The organism is Streptomyces akebiae (genome assembly GCF_019599145.1).
Lineage (GTDB): Bacteria > Actinomycetota > Actinomycetes > Streptomycetales > Streptomycetaceae > Streptomyces > Streptomyces akebiae.
The window spans coordinates 8,027,187-8,044,463 of sequence record NZ_CP080647.1 but is presented as its reverse complement, the minus strand read 5'-3'; the positions used below and the strand labels follow the sequence as shown (position 1 = coordinate 8,044,463).

Genomic DNA, 17,277 nt, shown 5'->3' with positions numbered 1-17,277 from the left:
TGCGGCGCCCCGGGACGAGGGTGGAGAGGGTGGAGCAGGTGGAGCGGGAGGTCGGGTTTCGGCTACGGGTTCGTTGTGGCTTGTCGCGCAGTTCCCCGCGCCCCTGACGGGGCGCGGCTGTGGCTGATCGTGTTTTCGAAGCGCTCGTCGTGGGTGTGGGCGCCTCCACGGGTGCGTCGGTGACGGAGGTCCTCGACCTGGTCGAGAGGGCTCTGCGGGATGCGGGGCTCTCCCCGGAGGCGGTCGTCGCGCTCGTCACCGTCGAGGCCAAGGCAGGCGAACCCGGGCTCGTCCGGGCCGCCGAACGGCTCGGCGTCCCCCTGGTCACCCACTCCGCCGCGGAGTTGGCCGGCGTGGCGGTGCCGAACCCCTCCGGTGTGGCCCTCACCTCCGTCGGCACCCCGTCCGTCGCGGAGGCCGCCGCGCTGGTCGGCGGGGGTGAACTCCTCGTGCCGAAGCGGAAGTCGGAGCCGGTGAACGGGCGGCCCGGGCGGGTGACCTGTGCCGTCGCGACGGCGAACCCTGGCTTCGCCGTACCCGGCGCCAGTCGGCATGATGATCGTCGTGGCGGTGACCACGACCGTGGCCGTGACCACGACCGTGGCCGTGACCACGACCGTGGTCGTCGAGAGACACCATGACGGTGACCGCCGCCGACTGCCCTGCCCTGCCCGCTCCCGCTCCCGCATCACCCCTTCCGCCTCTGAGGAGACATCGTGACCACCCCGCCGCCCGCCCTGCTCATCGCCGGTCATGGAACCCGGGACGATGCCGGGGCCGAGGTGTTCCGCGACTTACTGCGCGAGCTGGGGCGCCGCCACCCCGGGCTGCCCGTCGGGGGCGGCTTCGTCGAGCCGTTCCGGCCGCCGCTGGGTGAGGCCGTGAGCGCGCTCGTGGAGCACGGGGCACGGCGGTTCGTCGTGGTCCCGCTGGCGTGGGAGCCCGCCGGGCGTGCCGAGTCGGACGTCAGGGCGGCGCTGGACCGCGTGCGGGAGCGGCACCCGGAGGTGTCGCACGGACGCGGCCGCCCCCCGGGCCCGCACCCCGCGCTGCTGAGCCTGCTGGAGCGACGGGTGGAGGAGGCTCTGGGGTCGCCCTCGCCGAGGACTCCGGGCGACCGGGCCGATGTGACCGTCCTGCTCGTCGGGTACGGGTCCACGGACCCCGGGGCCAACGCCGAGGTGCACCGGGCTGCCCGGTTGTTGTGGGAGGGGCGCGGGTACGCGGGTGTGGAGACGGCGTTCGTCTCGATGGCCGCGCCGGACGTGCCGAGCGGCCTCGACCGGTGTGTGCGGCTGGGTGCGCGGCGGATCGTCGTCCTGCCGTACTTCCCGCTCGACGGCGGGCCGGCCGACCGGGTGCGGCAGCAGACCGAGGGCTGGGCTGCCGCACGTCCGGAGATCGCGGTACGGTCGGCCGATGTCATCGGCCCGGAGCCGGAGCTGCTCGATCTCATCGTGGAGCGGTACCGGGAGGCGCTGGAGGGCGACCCGTACATGAACCGCGATTCCCACGACGCCTCCGTACCCGGCGGCACCCCGCCCGGCGGCGGGAACAGCCCGGGGCTGCCGCGACAGCCACACGCCCGTCCGGACGACGACGGGCACCACGGTCACGATCGACACCACTGGGGACACACGCACTCCCATGCACACTGAATCCGACTCCGGGAGCAGGCACGACCTGCGGAACACCGGTCATGGCCCGTCGCACACGGGTGACGCCCCGTCGAACGCGGGTCATGACCTGCGCCATCACGGTGACGCCGAGGTGCGGGACGACGGGGCGAGGCTCATCGACCTCGCCGTGAACGTCCGGGCCGACACACCGCCCGCCTGGCTGCGTGAGCGGATAGCCGGGTCGCTGACCGGGCTGGCCGCCTACCCCGACGGACGGGCCGCGCGGGCGGCGGTGGCGGCCCGGCACGGGCTGCCGGTCGAGCGGGTCCTGCTCACGGCGGGCGCCGCCGAGGCGTTCGTGCTGCTCGCCCGCGCCCTGAAGGTTCGTCACCCGGTGGTCGTGCACCCGCAGTTCACCGAACCCGAGGCCGCGCTGCGGGACGCCGGGCACACCGTGGACCGGGTGCTGCTGCGGGAGTCGGACGGCTTCCGGCTGGACCCGGCGGCCGTACCGGAGGACGCGGACCTGGTGGTCGTGGGCAACCCGACCAATCCGACGTCGGTGCTGCACCCGGCGGAGTCCCTCGCCCGACTCGCCCGCCCGGGTCGGACGCTGGTCGTCGACGAGGCGTTCATGGACGCGGTGCCGGGTGAGCGCGAGGCGCTGGCCGGCCGGACGGACGTGCCCGGCCTCGTCGTCCTGCGCAGCCTCACCAAGACCTGGGGGCTCGCCGGGCTGCGGATCGGTTACGTCCTCGCCGCGCCCGGGACGATCGCCGAGCTGGAGCGGGCCCAGCCGCTGTGGCCGGTGTCGACGCCCGCCCTCGCGGCGGCCGAGGCGTGCGTCTCGGACCGGGCGCTGGCGGAGGCGGCCGAGGCGGCCGGTCGCATCGTCGCCGACCGGGCCCATCTGGTCGCCGGGCTCCAGGAGTTCGCCCCCGACGGCCTGGTCGTGGCCGAGCCGGCCGACGGCCCGTTCGTGCTGATCCGCCTGCCCCGCGCGACCGCCGTACGACGGCATCTGCGCAGTCTCGGCTTCGCCGTCCGCCGCGGTGACACCTTCCCGGGGCTGGACGACGCGTGGCTGCGCCTGGCGGTCCGTGACCGGACCACGGTCAACGGCTTCCTCCAGGCGCTGGACCGGGCGATGACGCTGGCGGACCGCTGAGCGGAGGGGCTCAGCGGTCCGTCGGCGGAACGAGCCGGGTGGTTCGGGTGCCCTTCGTGCAGAACTTCACCGGCGCGTTCCGGCAGCCGAAGGACCCGGCCGCACCGGCCTTCGGCTTGATCAGCTGGCCCTCCCCGGGGTACTTCTTCGGACGGACGTGCGGGACGGACGTGCGGGACGGACGTGCGGTGCGCCGCCGCGCCAGGGAGTTCACGGGTTCCCCCGACAATGTCACTTCGGCCAGTGCCCCTGAGGGAGTGTCAGTAGGGCCGCCCGTACGGCGTCTCGGTCCTGCGGACCGACTCACGGGTGCCGTCCGGGAAGCGGATGTCCACGTCTCCGTCGGCGTCGACCCTCGCGCTCGCTCCGGTGTGAGGGGTGTGCGGGTCGCCGCTGAGCTGGACGAGGGTGACCAGGAGCGATTCCCTCCCGCCGGGCGCCGTCCGTCCTTCGAGGACGGGCGTCGCCGAGTGGTGCCCGTAGGCGTTCGACCCGACGGCCCCCACGACTCTTCCGGGGCCGTCGCCCCAGCCGTGCAGGCCCACCAGCGCGCTGGTCAGGCCGTCCGCGCGGCGGGCCAGCGCCCAGCCCGGGCCGGACGTCCCCTCCGGCGGCCCGTCGTCGTCGGCCACGGCCCAGCCCCCTTCGCGTACGGGCGTGCCGGCCGGCGCGTGGACACGGTGCACCCGCACCTCCCAGGGGCCGTGCACCACGCTGACCGTCTCGATCCCGTCGCCGTCCTCGCCGCCGTACCGGGACGCTGCGCGGCGGCCCTCGGTGCCCAGGGGACGGATACGGCCTCGTGGCGAGGGGGTGCCGTCGGGTGCGAGCAGGGCGAGGTGGTTGTCGGGGCCCGCCCCGGGGCTCGTCGGGGTCTCCGGTGCCGTGGCGCTGGAGTAGGCGAGCCGGGCGTAGTGCGGGCTGTCGTCGGCGGTGGCGGGCGGGGGCGGCAGCCGGTCGCTGCCGTGGTTGACGAGCCGTACGAGGCCGTCGGCGGCCGTGGTGTGCAGCAGCCAGCCGGGGCCGGGCAGGGCGAGCGTGGTGTCGGCGGTGTCGATCGGCGCGGGCTCCTCCTGCGCGGTCCACACGGGGTGGCTCTCGGGCAGGAGCAGGCCGAGGAAGGCCTTGCTCGCCCAGTACGGGGAGGCGGGGCCCGAGTAGCGCTGGGTGACGGGGAGGAAGGGCCGGTACCAGCCCAGGGTGAGCAGGCCCCGCTCGTCGGGCACCCCCCGCTCCGCGAAGTGCCTCAGGGCCCCGGAGGCGAGCCGGCGGGTCCGGCCCGGCGGCAGCGGCGTGGCGTCGGCGAGGACGCCCGCCCACAGCGGGGCGGTGGTCGCGAAACGGTAGGTGAGGGAACGGCCCTGGTGGACCGGGGCCCCGTCGGCGCCGAAGAAGTGCTGGTGGGCGGCGAGGAACTCGCGCAGCCTCCCGCGGTGCCGGGCCACCGCCGCCGCGTCCGCCCGTGGACCCGCGATCCGCGCCCACAGCACCGGATACAGGTGCAGCGCCCAGCCGTTGTAGTAGTCGAACTTCCGCCCGTCGCCGTCGGTGTACCAGCCGCCGCCCCGGTACCAGTCCTCCAGTCGGGCGAGGCCCGCGTCGATCTCGGCGCGGCTGTGCGGGGCGCCCACCGAGGCGAGGAACTCCTCGGTGATCACCTGGAAGAGCCGCCAGTTGGAGTCGTTGACGTCCGCGCCGACGAACCCGCCCAGCCAGTGGGCGACCCGGCCGCGCACCCCGTCGTCGAGCCGGTCCCACAGCCACGGGCGGGTCTCGTGCAGGGCGATCGCGATCGACGCGGCCTCCACCATGGGCTGCGCCCGGTCCGTGATCGCCGGCCACCGCTCGTCACCGCCTGCGGGGTCGGTCCCGGCGGCGAGCCCGGCCGCGTACCGCTCGATGAGCGCGGGCCCGACCCGCCCCCGCGAGCCCGCGATCCGGAAGGCGGCGAGCAGGAAGGACCGTGCGAACCCTTCGAGCCCGTCGGACAACGCCCCCGAGTGGCTGGCCCGCCCCGGCAGCCGGTACTGCGCGAGGCCCGGCGAGGCGAACGGCTCGATCCCGTCGAGCAGCCGGTCGGCCATGGCCTCCCAGTGGGCTCGGGTCCAGCCGGTGAGGGGGGAGAGAAGAGAGTCGGAGGGCGCAAGCGTCGAGCTGTCGGCGGGTGACATGTGCGGCGCGGTCATACGGGGTCGAAACCTCCGGTGAGTTGTGGACAGAGAGCAGGGCAGCGCGCCCCTTCAGGGGCGCGGGGAACTGCGCGACCAGCCACGACGGACCCGCACGCGACCTACGGCCGGACCGGCGGCGCCATCGGCGGAGCCACGCTGCGCCGCACGACGATGTGCGTGCCCAGCACATGCCGGCCCCCCACCCCCCGCTCCGGATCCCGCAGAGCGATCCGCACCGCCGCCCGCCCCAGCTCCTCGGCCGGCGTACGCACCGTCGTGAGCGGCGGATCGAAGTCCTCGGCCAGCGGGATGTCGTTGTACCCGACCACCGAGATGTCGTCGGGAACCCTGAGCCCGGCTTCGGCGATCGCGCGGAGCGCCCCCGCCGCGACCATGTCGTCCCCCGCGAAGACGGCCGTGAACTCCCGTGTCTCCTTGAGCAGTTCGGTCATCGCGCGGAGCCCCGCCGGGCGGCCGAGGCCGCAGTTCACGACCCGCGCGGCCTCGGGCGGCAGCCCGTGCTCCGCCAGTGCTGCCCGGTAGCCCGCGACGCGGGCGTCGAGCGCCGTGTTCCCGGGCAGCCCGCCGAGGAAGACGATCCGGCGGTGTCCGGCGGACAGCAGGTGCCCGGTGATCGCCCGCGCCCCCGCCTCGTTGTCGAACTCGACGACCAGCGCCGGGATCGCGGGATCGGGGGCCGGCCGCCCGCACAGCACGAGCCGGGCCCCGGAGGCGTCCAGGGCCTGCGCGTACTGGGCCACGCGCGAGCGGTACGCGTCGTCCTCGACGACCCCGCCGACCAGGATCACCAGCCGCGCCCCCTCCTCCCGCATCAGCCGTACGAAGTCCATCTCGCGCTGCGGGTCTCCCCCGGTCGCGCCGACCACGCACAGCCAGCCGCGGTCGGCGGCCTCCGCCTCCACGCCCTCGGCGACCTGGGCGTAGAAGGGGCTGGTGACCTGGCGGACGACGACGGCGGCCATCTTGCGGCCGCCGCCGACCAGGGCACGGGCGTGCGCGTTGGCGACGTAGTCGAGTTCGCGGGCGGCGCGCAGGACGCGGGCCCGGGTGGCGGCGGGCACCGGATGGTTGCCGCTGAGCGCGCGGGAGGCGGTGGCCGTCGACACGCCCGCCCGCACGGCCACCTCCCGGATCGTGACCCGGCCCCTGGCAGCCGGGTCCTTGGGCTCCGTCTCCCCGGGGCCCGGCGCCCCGGAGAGCGGCTCCTTCCGCGCCGGGGCCTTGAGTTCCGTCTCCTCGGACGCCATGTCGTTCCCCATCCCCCGCGTCTCCTGTTCCGCCGCCGTCGGCCGCAGGCCGTCGCTCATGTGTTGGCCGCGTAGTCCTTCGCGAACTCCTCGGCCATTCTGTCGCCGCCCCGCTGCCGCCACTTCTTCACGGTCGCGTCCCATTCCGAGAGCGGGAGCCGCCCGGCGACGATGCCGGTGATCGTGTCGTCGACGAGGGCCTTGAGAGTGGCGCCCTGGGAGTTGGAGGTGGCGGACTGCAACCCGTAGGAGGCGTTGCGAATGGCGTGCGGCACGACCTTCCGCTGCCAGGCGTGGAGGGCACGTACGGCGTCCGGCATGCCCGGTACGAAGAGCACCTGGGGGCCTTCGGCGAGGTATTTCAGGGGCAGGTTGGTGTTGTTCTCGACTTCTCCGAGCTTCGTGGCCTCGGGCGAGCCGTCCCTGCCCCGGGTGAAGTGGACGCCCTCGACGCCGTAGTGGACGAGTTCCCACTCCTTGGTGCCGAAGGGCGCGGCGAGGAAGTCGAGGATGCGCAGCATCAGCTCGATGCGTTCCTTCTTCGCCTTCTTCAGGATGGTGTAGCCGAAGGAGCGACGGGCGGCGACGACCCCGCCGGGCGTGCCGTCGACGCTGTACGGCAGCGCGGCGGCCGGGGTGAACTTGCCTTCGGAGTCGAGGTACTTGGGCAGATAGGCGCCGAAGCCGTCCTGCATGGAGCCGACGGTGCCGTTGAGGAAGAGGCTGCTCAGGTCGATCTGGGAGACCGAGGTCGCGTCCGGGTAGTAGGAGCCGCTCTCGCGCAGCCGGGCGCGGAAGGCGATCGACGCCTTGTAGCGCTCGTCCGCGTACCCCGGCACGAAGACGCCGTCCTTGGTGACGGACCAGTCCTGGGGCGCGTTGTGGGCGGCGGAGTGGTAGCCGTTGCCGAACCCGGAGCCCTGGGCGGCGCCGAGGGCGTACGTCCTGCCGCGGGTGGCCTGCCGGGCGACGGCGGCGAAGTCGTCGGAGGTCCAGCCCTCCTCCATGCCCGCGCCCGTGAACATGGCCTGGTTGAGCCAGAGCGTGGAGCCGGGCAGCGGGCGTTCCAGGGGGACGCCGTAGATCCGGCCGCCGATACGGCCCATGTCCCGCCAGGCGTGGGTGGGGATGTTGGCGAGGTTGGGGTAGTCGGTGACGGCGTCGCCGGACAGGTACGGGGTGAGGTCCTCGCCGCGGGTCCGCACGAACTGGGCCTCGCGGGGCACGGTCAGCCCGGTGAACATGTTGATGATGTCGGGAAGGCTGTCGGCGTCGCCCGCCATGACCGTGGCCATCTTCTTCTGGTAGTCGGCCTGGGAGATGATCGTGTAGTCGATCTTGACACCGAGTGCCTTTTCGACAGCCGCCCAGAACCGGTTGGACGAGGCCGGTTTGGGTGGTGTGCCGAAGGACACCGTCATGACCTTGATCGTGGATCCGTCGCCCGGGGTGCGGGACACGGACTGCGTCAGCTCGGCCGGGTAGGACGTGTATCCGGCCTGGACCCCTTCCGCGGTGGCGGCGAGGTCCGGCTTGGGGGCCTTGGCGGTGGGCCGGTGGGTGGGCCAGGGGGCCAGCTTCTTACCGGCGTTGGAGACGTCGCTGTCACGGCTGCCGGAAGAGGAGCAGGCGGTCAGTACGCCGGGGGCGGCGACCGCGGCGGCCACGGAACCGAGCAGAGTACGTCGGGACATGCGGGGCATGGGTGAATCCCTCGTGTCGGCTGGAATCGGCGGGGTCAGCTCTTGATGGCGCCGGTGAGCACGCCCTTGGTGAAGTACTTCTGGAGGAAGGGGTAGACGAGCAGGATCGGTACGGTGGCGATCACCAGCACCGCCATCTGGACGGTCTGCGGCGCGGTGACCGTGCCCTCGCCGGTCGTCGCGTCGGTGAGCCCGGAACCGGCCACCACATAGGTGCGCAGGACCTGTTGGAGGGGCCAGTGGTCGCTCTCCAGGTAGAGCGAGGCGTAGAACCAGGAGTTCCAGTACGCCACCGCGTAGAACAGCCCGACGACGGCGAGCGCGGCCTTGGACAGCGGCAGGACGACGGAGAACAGCACCCGCCAGTCCCCCGCCCCGTCGAGCCGGGCGGCCTCGTACAGCTCCTCCGGGATGCCCTGGAAGAAGCCGCGCAGCACGACGAGGTTGAAGACGTTGACGAGGACGGGCAGTACCAGGGAGGCGTAGCTGTCCAGCAGGCCCAGCTCCTTGACCAGCAGGAAGCTCGGGATCATGCCGGGCGGGAAGAGGAAGGTGAACAGGATGAGCAGCAGGGCCGGCCGGCCTCCGAAGACCCCGGGGCGGGAGAGCGCGTAGGCGAGGGTGACGGTGCAGGCCAGGCTGAGCAGGGTGCCGACGGCCGTCACGCCCGCGCTGACGCCGAGGGCGTGGGTGACGATGCCGCCGTCGAGGATGTCGCGGTAGGCGTCGAGGCTGGGTTCGGTCGGCCAGAGGACCCAGCCGCCGTTCGCCACGACCTCGTCGGTGGAGGCGAGGGAGGTGGAGACGATGACGAGGAACGGCACGCAGACCAGGAGGACGACGGCGGCGAGGGCGACGGCCTTGGCGGCCTGGGTCAGCGGCTTCGGCTTCTCCAGCCAGCCGGGCCGGACGGCGGTACGGGAGCCGGCGCGCCCGGCGGGACGGGCGCGGACGGCGCCACCGGTGCGGGCGCTCACTTGTAGACCCCCTGTTCGCCGAGACGGTGGGCGACCTTGTTGGCGGCGTACACGAGCAGTGCGCCGATGACGCCCTTGAACAGGCCCGCGGCGGCGGCGAATCCGTAGTCGCCGCCGACGACGCCCTGGTAGTAGACGAAGGTGTCGATGATCTCGGCGGCCTCGGGGCCTACCGCGTCGCGCTGGAGCAGCATCTGCTCGAAGCCGACGGAGAGGATGTCGCCGAGCCGCATGATGAGCAGCAGCACGATCACCGGGCGGATGGCGGGCAGTGTGACGTGCCAGAACCGCCGCCAGGGGCCGGCCCCGTCGATCGCGGCGGCCTCGTACTGCTGCTCGTCGACCTGGGCGAGGGCGGCGAGGAAGATGATCGTGCCCCAGCCCGCGTCCTTCCAGATGACCTGGGCGACGGTGAGCGGCCGGAAGGCGTCCGGGTTGCCGATGATGTCGACGGTGCTCAACCCCATGCCGTCGAGGGAGGAGTTGAGCAGTCCGGTGTCGCCGAGCACCTGCTGGAACAGGGCGACGACGATCACCCAGGAGATGAAGTGCGGCAGGTACGCCACCGACTGCACGAAGCGGCGGACGCTGCTGAAGGTGAGGCTGTGCAGCAGCAGGGCGAGGCCGAGCGGCACGGGGAAGTAGAAGACGAGCTGGAGGACGGCGATCCAGAGGGTGTTGAGGACGGCCGCCCAGAACGCCCCGTCGTCGAACATCCGCCGAAAGTTGTCCACGCCGACCCAGGGGCTGCCCCAGATGCCGTCGAACGGGACGTATTCCTTGAACGCGATGAGGTTGCCGGCCAGCGCGCCGTAGTGGAACAGGAGGAAGTAGGCGAGACCGGGGAGCATGAGCAGCAGCAGAGCCCGGGAACTCCGGTCTCGCCCCTGCCTCTGAAAACCTTTTCGTCCCGGCGGTGCGCCGTTCGCACGACGGCGATCCCGTCCAACCTCCTCTTTACCTGTGCGTTCCCGTAGTACAACGGCCACGGGTCCCCCTCACGTCTCGAAGTCGGAGTGAGGGGAAGTTAAAACGTTTTCAATGACCGGTCAACAGCCCTGACACAGAAAGGCCGTTGACCCGGTGACCGGATCCGGCCGACCCGCTTACGCGGCTTCACACCACCCCACCGGTCCGTACAGGACTTCTTCGCAACGTTCGCAGTCCGGAACTCGCCCCTTCATTTGACATGTCGTTGACATGGCTTTGGGGGGCCTTGGTAGACAGTTGCGCCCGGCGATTCCTGTGCGACCCCTGTGCTCACGGGGAACAAGGAGCCCTTCATGGCAGCCTTAGACCACACCCGCGTCCGTATCCGCCTCCGCCGCGTCCGCCTGCGCCGATTCCGCCTCCGCGCCGCCCTGGTCGGCACCGTGGCGACGGCCCTGATCATCGGCGGCGCTCCCGCCACCCCCGCCACGACCGGCGAGAAGAGACCCGCGGCCGCGGTCGAACCCGACACCAGCGATCCCCGCGAGGGCTGGAGACCCGCCAGCGAACTCGCCGAGGACGAGGACGAGGACGACCCGGGCATCCTGGAGCGCCTCTTCGGCGACGACGAGGACGGAGAGGAGATCGACCGGGGCGACGACCCGAAGCCGCCCCGCATCGGCCTGGACCGCTCACGGGGCTCGTCCTCCCTCACCCACCGCGGCGTCACGGGCGACGCCGACAGCGTCCGCATCGCCGCACCCCGTACCACGCACGCCACCGGCGCCGACCTCGCCTGGAGCGCGTACCGGGGCAAGGACCTGCGGGAGTACGAGGTCCACCGCGCCACGAAGAAGGACTTCACCCCGACCGACGAGACCCTGCTCGCCCCCGTCGACCGCGACACCCGGACCTTCGCCGACCGCACGGCGCCCCCGGCGCTCGACGGCGGCGGCAAGGGCCAGGCCAAGGGCAAGGGCAAGGCCAAGGGCAAGACCTACCACTACCGGATCGTCGTCCGCACCCAGCAGGGCAGGCTGCTGGCCGGCCCCGCCCGCACGGTCGAACTTCCGCCGCTGGGCCAGGTCGCCGAAGGGGCGAAGCTGCTCGCCGCCCCCGAGGGGGAGACCTACTTCCTGCCGTACACCCCGGCGCGGATGATCCCCGGTGAGAAGGCCACCGTCGAGGCGGCCCTCACCAACACCACGGACACGGTGTGGAAGAAGGGCGAGCGCGTCCTGTCGTACCGCTGGACGCTGGACGGCAAGGACGTCACCCACCTTCTCAACAAGGACGCGACACCCCTGCCCGAGGACGTGCGGCCGGGCGAGACGGTGACCTTCGACGCGGAACTCAAGGCCCCGGTCCTGGTCGACCCGCTCGACAAGCGGCTCACCTTCGGCCTGGAGTGGGACCTGCGGGAGAAGGCCACCGGCGACTGGCTGTCCGAGACGGACGGGGTGCCGCCCTCCCAGCACCAGGTCACCGCCGAGTACCCGACCTCCGACCAACTCGGTCTGGAGGACTTCCACTCGTACGCCGGCAAGAACACCGGTGCGGGCTCGGCGCTGATGAGCAATCTTCACGCGGGCAACGCGGTGTGGTCGTACAACGCCTTCTCCAACCCGTCGCTCGGCTTCTCGACCTTCCTGCGGCTGGCCTACAACTCGCAGGACGCGTCCAGCACTCCGGCCGGTTTCGGCTGGTCGCTGCAGGCCTCCTCGCCGGTCCGGCTGGGCACGCCGCTGGACTTCCACCCGGCCGCGCTGCTGCCCAAGCAGATCACGCTGACCGACGGCGACGGCACCAGCCACGTCTTCAGCAAGAACAAGAAGGGCGAGTGGGACTCCCCCGCCGGCGTCCACTTCCGGGTCAGGCAGCTGGAGAAGGACTGTCTGCTCCACCCCCACCAGCGCGAGGCCTGGGAGTTCCTGCGCCCGGACCGCACCCGGTTCCTCTTCGACTGCCAGGGCTACCCGAGCGCCCAGGTGGACAAGAACGGCAACCGGATGGAGTTCACGTACGAGGAGCGACTGCTCGGGCACCCGTCCAAGCTGCTGAAGTACGTCACCGACGCCGAGGGCCGGCGCACGCTCAGCATCGACTACTGGGAGAAGGGCGAGGCGTACTCGTACGTCGACAAGGACGGCGAGGTCAAGACGGGCAAGCACCTCCTCAACCCGTTCATCGTCGACAAGGTCCGCTCCGTCACCGACGTCTCGGGGCGGCGTGTCGATTTCACCTTCACCGAGAAGGGCCTGCTGGCACGGCTGACGGACGGCGCGAATGCCGAGGAGAAGCTGCGCAAGGTCTTCGCGTTCGAGTACGGCAAGGAGTTCGACCACCCCGGCGTGAAACTGGTCGAGGTCACCGACCCGCGGGGCAACGCCTCGAAGGTCGACTACGTCGGCCCGCACGACGACAAGGACCAGCTGCACTACCTGGGGTACACCAAGGCGGTCACGGACCGGCTCGGCGGTGTGACCAAGTACCGCTACAAGGACCCCGACGGCCATGACGGCAAGGGGACCGAGACGGTCGTCACCGACGCCGAGGGCAACCCCAGCACCCAGCGACTGGACGGCTACGGCCGTCCCGTGAAGCTCACCGACGCCAAGAAGCGGACCACGAGGCTGGGTTGGGACGCCGACAACAACGTCACGCGCCTGGAGGAGAACAACGGCGCCGCCCGCACCTGGAAGTACGACCCGAAGACGGGCTACCCGCTGGAGAGCCGGGACGCGGAGTCGGTGAAGAACGACCGGCCCGCCGCCACGCTCACCTACGCGACCGGTGAGAACGGCTACATCGCCGACCTGGTGCGCCGGGTCTCCCCGGAGGGCCGTACCTGGCTCTTCGGCTACGACACGCGCGGCAACATGACCTCGGTCACCGACCCGAACGGCGTGGCGAGCGAGCCCGCGGACGACTACACCTCCACCAACGCCTACGACGCGCGGGGCCGGCTCGTCTCGGCGACCGACCCCAACGAACACACGACGAAGTTCGAGGACTACGACCCGTCCGGCTATCCACGGGTGATCATCGACGCCCTCGGCAACCGTACGACCACGACGTACGACGTACGCGGCAACGTCACCGAGGTCGAGGAGGCCGACGGGGCGACGACCACGCAGACGTACGACGTGTTCGCGCGTCCGCTGGAGAACCGCAGGCCGAAGGACCAGCAGGCGGGCGAGTTCATCGTCACGCCCGCGCCGAAGTACGACGTGAACGACAACACGCTCGTCTTCACCGCCCCCAACGGGGTGTCGAGCACCAGCGAGTTCGACGCCGCCGACCAGCTGCTGAAGTCCAGCCAGCCCGGTGACGAGGAGGGTGCGCCGGCACGGGTGTCGACCTTCACGTACGACAAGGTCGGCAACCAGCTCACCTCGACGGAGCCGAAGGGCAACCTGACGGACACGCCCGGCGACTTCACCTCGACCACGAAGTACGACGAGGTCTACCAGCCGATCGAGGCGGTCAACGCGGCGGGCAGGCGCGCCTCGGCCGTCTACAACGACGTCGGTGACCTGGTGAAGGTCGTCGACGCCCGCAAGAACGAGACCGAGGACCCCGACGACTACACCACCAGGTTCCGCTACGACCTCGACCACCGGCTCCTGGAGACGACCGACGCGATCGGCGAGTCGACGACGAGCACGTACGACTGGGACGGTCTGACCACCGCCACCACCGACGCCGAGGGCAACCGCACCGACCTGGTCCTCGACGCCCGCGGCGCCCTGGCCGAGGCGCGGGTCCCGCACGACGACGGCGTCATCCGCAGAACCCGCTTCGAGTACGACGAGGTCGGCAACCGGACCCGGGCCGTCACCCCGCGCGGTATGGAGACCGAGGACCCGAAGGACTTCGCCTCCGAGACCGTCTACGACGAGCTGAACCGCGTCAAGGAGACCCTGAGCCCCTTCGACCCGGACGACGACCGGTACAACACCCCCGACCGCACGACGTACGAGTACGACGCGCTGAGCCGGGTGAAGAAGGTCAGCGCCCCGCCGTCCGAGGGACAGAGCGTCCGCAACGAGACGGAGTACACCTACTTCGACACCGGCTTGGTCAGGACGTCGGTCGACGCCTTCGACATCAGGAACTCCTACCGGTACAACGACCTCGGCCAGCAGATCCAGAACACCCTGAGCAGCGCGGGCGGTTCGTTCTCCCGCACCCTCAACTCCTCCTTCTATCCGAGTGGGGCCCTCAAGTCCCGTTCGGACGACGGGGTACCGGTGGGCCTCCAGGTCGCCCTAGTCGACAACAGCGACATCAACAACACGGCGCAGCAGGGCACGTGGACGGCGGTCGACCCCGAGGGGTCGTACGGCTACGACGCGCAGACGCACGCGCCGGGTACCGGCGAGGACCGCTTCGTCTGGCAGCTGACGATCCCGCAGGCAGGCGACTACACGGTCTACGTCCGCCACCCGAAGGTCGACGGGGCGGCGAAGGACGCCGCGTACGAGATCAAGCACAAGGACGGCACCGAGACCAGGACCCTCGACCAGAGCGAACTCCCCGGTGAATGGCGCTCGCTGGGCAAGTACGCGTTCGCCGAGGACACCGGTCAGGCCATCACCCTCACCGACAAGGCGACCGGGACGGTGGTCGCGGACGCGGTGCGGCTGGTGCGCGACTACGAGGGCGACACCGACAACGAGAAGAAGGACTTCTCCTACCGCTACGACGCCAACGGCAACCAGGTCGAGATCGTCGACAACAGCCCCGGCGTCGAGACCGACCGCTACACCCTGGCCTACGACGAACTCAACCAGCTCACCGAGGTGGTGGAGCGCGACGGGGACAGTGTCCGCGACACGACGGCGCTGACGTACGACGCCAACGGCAACACGCTGACGACGACCCACGACCTGACCTGGAGCAAGCTGGAGTACGACGAGCTGGACCGGGTCGAGCGCATCACCAACGCGGCGTCGCCGACGGCGGACGACCGCCAGGTGACCTCGGTGGAGTACACGGCCAGGGGCGAGCTGGCGAAGCAGACGAAGCCGAACGGCAACGTCCTGACCGTCGACTACTACCTCGACGGCGCGACGAGGAGGACCACGGAGCGGCAGTCCGACGACACCCTCGTCGCCGAGCACGCCCTGAAGTACAACGCCAACGGCCACAAGGTCGAGGACGTCCTGAAGCTGATGGACGCCGACGACCACGGCTCCACGATCGACAACACGTACGCGTACACGTACGACCCGCAGGACCGCATCGCGAAGGTCGCGAAGACCGGTGACGACGAGAAGACGGAGGAGTACCGGCACGACGCGGCCGGCAACGTGGTCCGGCAGACGGTCGACGACACGACGACGACCCACCGCTACGACCGCAACCGTCTCCTGACGTCGACGGAGGACGGCGCGTCGTCCACGTACAACTACGACCCGCTCGGGCGCCTCGACACCGTCTCCTTCGGCGGCGAGACGATCCAGAAGTACCGCTACGACGGCTTCGACCGCCCGGAGTCGATCACCTCGGGCGCCGGTGACGCGGCCCGGACGACCCGTCTGACGTACGACGCGTTCGACCGCACGGTGAAGGAGACGGTCGGCAGCGGCGACGACGCGAAGACCACGCTCTTCACCTACCTGGGCATCACCTCGAACTCCCTGAAGGAGGAGGTGACCGACGAAGGCGTCACGTCCTTCCAGTACGCCTCCTGGGGCCAGAAGCTGACCCAGATCAAGGACGAGGAAGACGATGCGGGCGCGGACCCGGAGACGACGCAGTACCTCTACCACCCGCACGGCGACGTGGAGGCGCTGACCGACAAGGACGGCGACACCAAGACCACCTACGGCTACACGGCGTACGGCAAGAACGACACAGCTCAGTTCACGGGCGCGGACAAGCCGGGGGCGGGTGGCGAGGCCGCGGAGCCCTACAACTCGTACCGCTTCAACGCCAAGCGCTACGACACGGCGTCCGGCACGTACGACATGGGCTTCCGCACGTACGACCCCGGGCTGAACCGCTTCCTGACCCGTGACATGTACGGCGGGGCCCTGGCCGACATGGGTCTGACGATGGACCCGTACACCGGCAACCGCTACGCGTTCGCCGGCGGCAACCCGGTCTCCTTCATCGAGATCGACGGCCACCTGTTCGGCCTTTCCTGGTCCGACATCGGTCACGCCGCCCTGGACGTGGTCGGCCTGATCCCGGTCGTCGGCGAGGCGGCGGACCTGGCCAACTGCGGCTGGTACGCGGCCGAGGGCGAGTACGTCGACGCGGCCCTGTCCTGCGCCTCGGCGATCCCGTTCGCGGGGTACGGGGCGACTGCGGCGAAGGTGGCCAAGTACGGGGACGAGGCGCTGGAGGCGCTGGACACGGCGAGCGACGTCGGCCGCAACGTCCCGTCCGGCGCGGCGACACCGCCGACGAACAGCGCGAACCCGCCGTCGGCCGGCGCCGCCGATCCCCCGCCGGCCGGCGCCGCGGACGCACCCCCACAGGCGGCGCCAACCCCCCGGCGGCCGACGCCCCGGCCCCGGCCGCGCCGAAACCCCCGGACGCCCCGCCCCCCTGCAAGAACAGCTTCGTCCCCGGCACCAAGGTCCTGATGGCCGACGGTTCCACGAAGGCGATCGAGGACATCGAGATCGGCGACAAGGTCACAGCGTCGGACGTGGAGACGGACGACACGCAGGCCCGGACGGTCACACGCACGATCGAGGGCGACGGCACCAAGCATCTGGTCACCTTGACGATCGACACGGACGGCCGGGCGGGCGACGAGACGTCCACGATCACGGCGACGGAGAACCACCCGTTCTGGCTCCCCGACTTGGCCCGCTGGGTGGACGCCGGAGACCTGAAGCGTGGCCAGTGGCTCAGCACGGGCAGCGGCAGCTGGGTCCAGATCACGGCCGTCAAGGCGCGCAAGGCGCAGGCGACGGTTCACAACCTGACCGTGGCGGGCCTGCACACGTTCTATGTGCTGGCTGGAGCCACGTCGGTCCTCGCGCACAACTGCGACGAGGCGGGGCTTGCGGCCGCCGAGCGGGCGGGCAATCACTTCGCCTACCCCGGAGGCGCCACAGGCGCTCTCCGCTCGGACGAGCTCGGATGGTTTGCCGATCCGCTGTCCTCAGGGGGCAGGAACATCCATCCAGGCATCGCTGGAAATCCGGCGCCCGGAACCAAGGCAGGCTACGCACATCACCTGGAAGCTCAGGCAGCGGCGCTGATGCGCCAGAATCCCGGGATGCGGAATTCAACCCTCTACATCAATTTCCGGGACCCGAATGCCGCACGAGAAGTCTGCTGGGCCTGCAACGGCACATTGGAAGACATGCTGCCGACAGGCGCTTCCTTGACCGTTGTGTTCAGACAGCTGGACGGCAGCATCTTCCGGTCAAGGCCATATATCGGTAACGCCAACTGACAGCAAGAAAAGAAAAGA

At 71.0% G+C, this 17,277-nt stretch carries 10 protein-coding genes and 1 pseudogene; 5 read left to right on the top strand and 6 right to left on the bottom strand.

What is annotated here, in order from left to right; genetic code table 11:
• Nucleotides 1-140 precede the first annotated feature (140 nt).
• From K1J60_RS34800 to cobC, 3 genes and pseudogenes are all read left to right on the top strand, one after another.
• Nucleotides 141-509, top strand: a pseudogene (locus tag K1J60_RS34800) (cobalamin biosynthesis protein); the annotation flags it as partial.
• A gap of 207 nt (nucleotides 510-716) precedes the next feature.
• Complete coding sequence (locus K1J60_RS34795) at nucleotides 717-1,658, top strand: sirohydrochlorin chelatase (RefSeq protein WP_220649677.1); 942 nt, start codon at nucleotides 717-719, stop codon at nucleotides 1,656-1,658.
• Nucleotides 1,648-2,787 (top strand): Rv2231c family pyridoxal phosphate-dependent protein CobC, encoded by a 1,140-nt coding sequence (gene cobC / locus K1J60_RS34790; protein ID WP_259408054.1) that lies wholly within the window; start codon nucleotides 1,648-1,650, stop codon nucleotides 2,785-2,787. Before K1J60_RS34795 ends, cobC begins: the two co-directional genes overlap by 11 nt.
• 10 nt (nucleotides 2,788-2,797) lie before the next feature.
• Here the strand turns inward: cobC and K1J60_RS34785 are convergent, their stop codons facing one another.
• The 6 genes from K1J60_RS34785 to K1J60_RS34760 form a co-directional block, all read right to left on the bottom strand.
• Nucleotides 2,798-3,001, bottom strand: coding sequence for a hypothetical protein (locus K1J60_RS34785; protein ID WP_220649676.1), 204 nt, complete (start codon nucleotides 2,999-3,001; stop codon nucleotides 2,798-2,800).
• A gap of 46 nt (nucleotides 3,002-3,047) precedes the next feature.
• Complete coding sequence (locus K1J60_RS34780) at nucleotides 3,048-4,973, bottom strand: DUF2264 domain-containing protein (RefSeq protein WP_220649675.1); 1,926 nt, start codon at nucleotides 4,971-4,973, stop codon at nucleotides 3,048-3,050.
• A gap of 104 nt (nucleotides 4,974-5,077) precedes the next feature.
• Complete coding sequence (locus tag K1J60_RS34775; RefSeq protein WP_259408053.1) at nucleotides 5,078-6,286, bottom strand: LacI family DNA-binding transcriptional regulator; 1,209 nt, start codon at nucleotides 6,284-6,286, stop codon at nucleotides 5,078-5,080.
• The gene (locus K1J60_RS34770) at nucleotides 6,283-7,929 is read right to left on the bottom strand and encodes a type 2 periplasmic-binding domain-containing protein (protein ID WP_220649674.1); all 1,647 of its coding nucleotides are present in this window, start codon (nucleotides 7,927-7,929) and stop codon (nucleotides 6,283-6,285) included. Before K1J60_RS34770 ends, K1J60_RS34775 begins: the two co-directional genes overlap by 4 nt.
• A 35-nt stretch (nucleotides 7,930-7,964) precedes the next feature.
• Complete coding sequence (locus tag K1J60_RS34765; RefSeq protein WP_220651840.1) at nucleotides 7,965-8,825, bottom strand: carbohydrate ABC transporter permease; 861 nt, start codon at nucleotides 8,823-8,825, stop codon at nucleotides 7,965-7,967.
• Nucleotides 8,826-8,902: 77 nt separating this feature from the next.
• The gene (locus K1J60_RS34760; RefSeq protein ID WP_033529167.1) at nucleotides 8,903-9,757 is read right to left on the bottom strand and encodes an ABC transporter permease; all 855 of its coding nucleotides are present in this window, start codon (nucleotides 9,755-9,757) and stop codon (nucleotides 8,903-8,905) included.
• Between the two features lie 432 nt (nucleotides 9,758-10,189).
• Here K1J60_RS34760 and K1J60_RS34755 point away from each other — a divergent pair, with 432 nt between their 5' ends.
• Nucleotides 10,190-16,435, top strand: a complete 6,246-nt coding sequence (locus K1J60_RS34755; protein ID WP_220649673.1) for a golvesin C-terminal-like domain-containing protein — start codon at nucleotides 10,190-10,192, stop codon at nucleotides 16,433-16,435.
• Nucleotides 16,435-17,259 (top strand): polymorphic toxin-type HINT domain-containing protein, encoded by an 825-nt coding sequence (locus K1J60_RS46945; RefSeq protein WP_220649672.1) that lies wholly within the window; start codon nucleotides 16,435-16,437, stop codon nucleotides 17,257-17,259. Before K1J60_RS34755 ends, K1J60_RS46945 begins: the two co-directional genes overlap by 1 nt.
• The last annotated feature ends 18 nt before the right edge of the window (nucleotides 17,260-17,277 follow it).

Bases quoted from the DNA above. Each gene is read 5' to 3' on its own strand.
- cobC (WP_259408054.1), top strand. From the start codon at position 1,648: ATGCACACTGAATCCGACTCCGGGAGCAGGCACGACCTGCGGAACACC.
- K1J60_RS34780 (WP_220649675.1), bottom strand. From the start codon at position 4,973: ATGACCGCGCCGCACATGTCACCCGCCGACAGCTCGACGCTTGCGCCC.
- K1J60_RS34775 (WP_259408053.1), bottom strand. From the start codon at position 6,286: ATGAGCGACGGCCTGCGGCCGACGGCGGCGGAACAGGAGACGCGGGGG.
- K1J60_RS34770 (WP_220649674.1), bottom strand. From the start codon at position 7,929: ATGCCCCGCATGTCCCGACGTACTCTGCTCGGTTCCGTGGCCGCCGCG.
- K1J60_RS34760 (WP_033529167.1), bottom strand. From the start codon at position 9,757: ATGCTCCCCGGTCTCGCCTACTTCCTCCTGTTCCACTACGGCGCGCTG.
- K1J60_RS34755 (WP_220649673.1), top strand. From the start codon at position 10,190: ATGGCAGCCTTAGACCACACCCGCGTCCGTATCCGCCTCCGCCGCGTC.
- K1J60_RS46945 (WP_220649672.1), top strand. From the start codon at position 16,435: ATGGCCGACGGTTCCACGAAGGCGATCGAGGACATCGAGATCGGCGAC.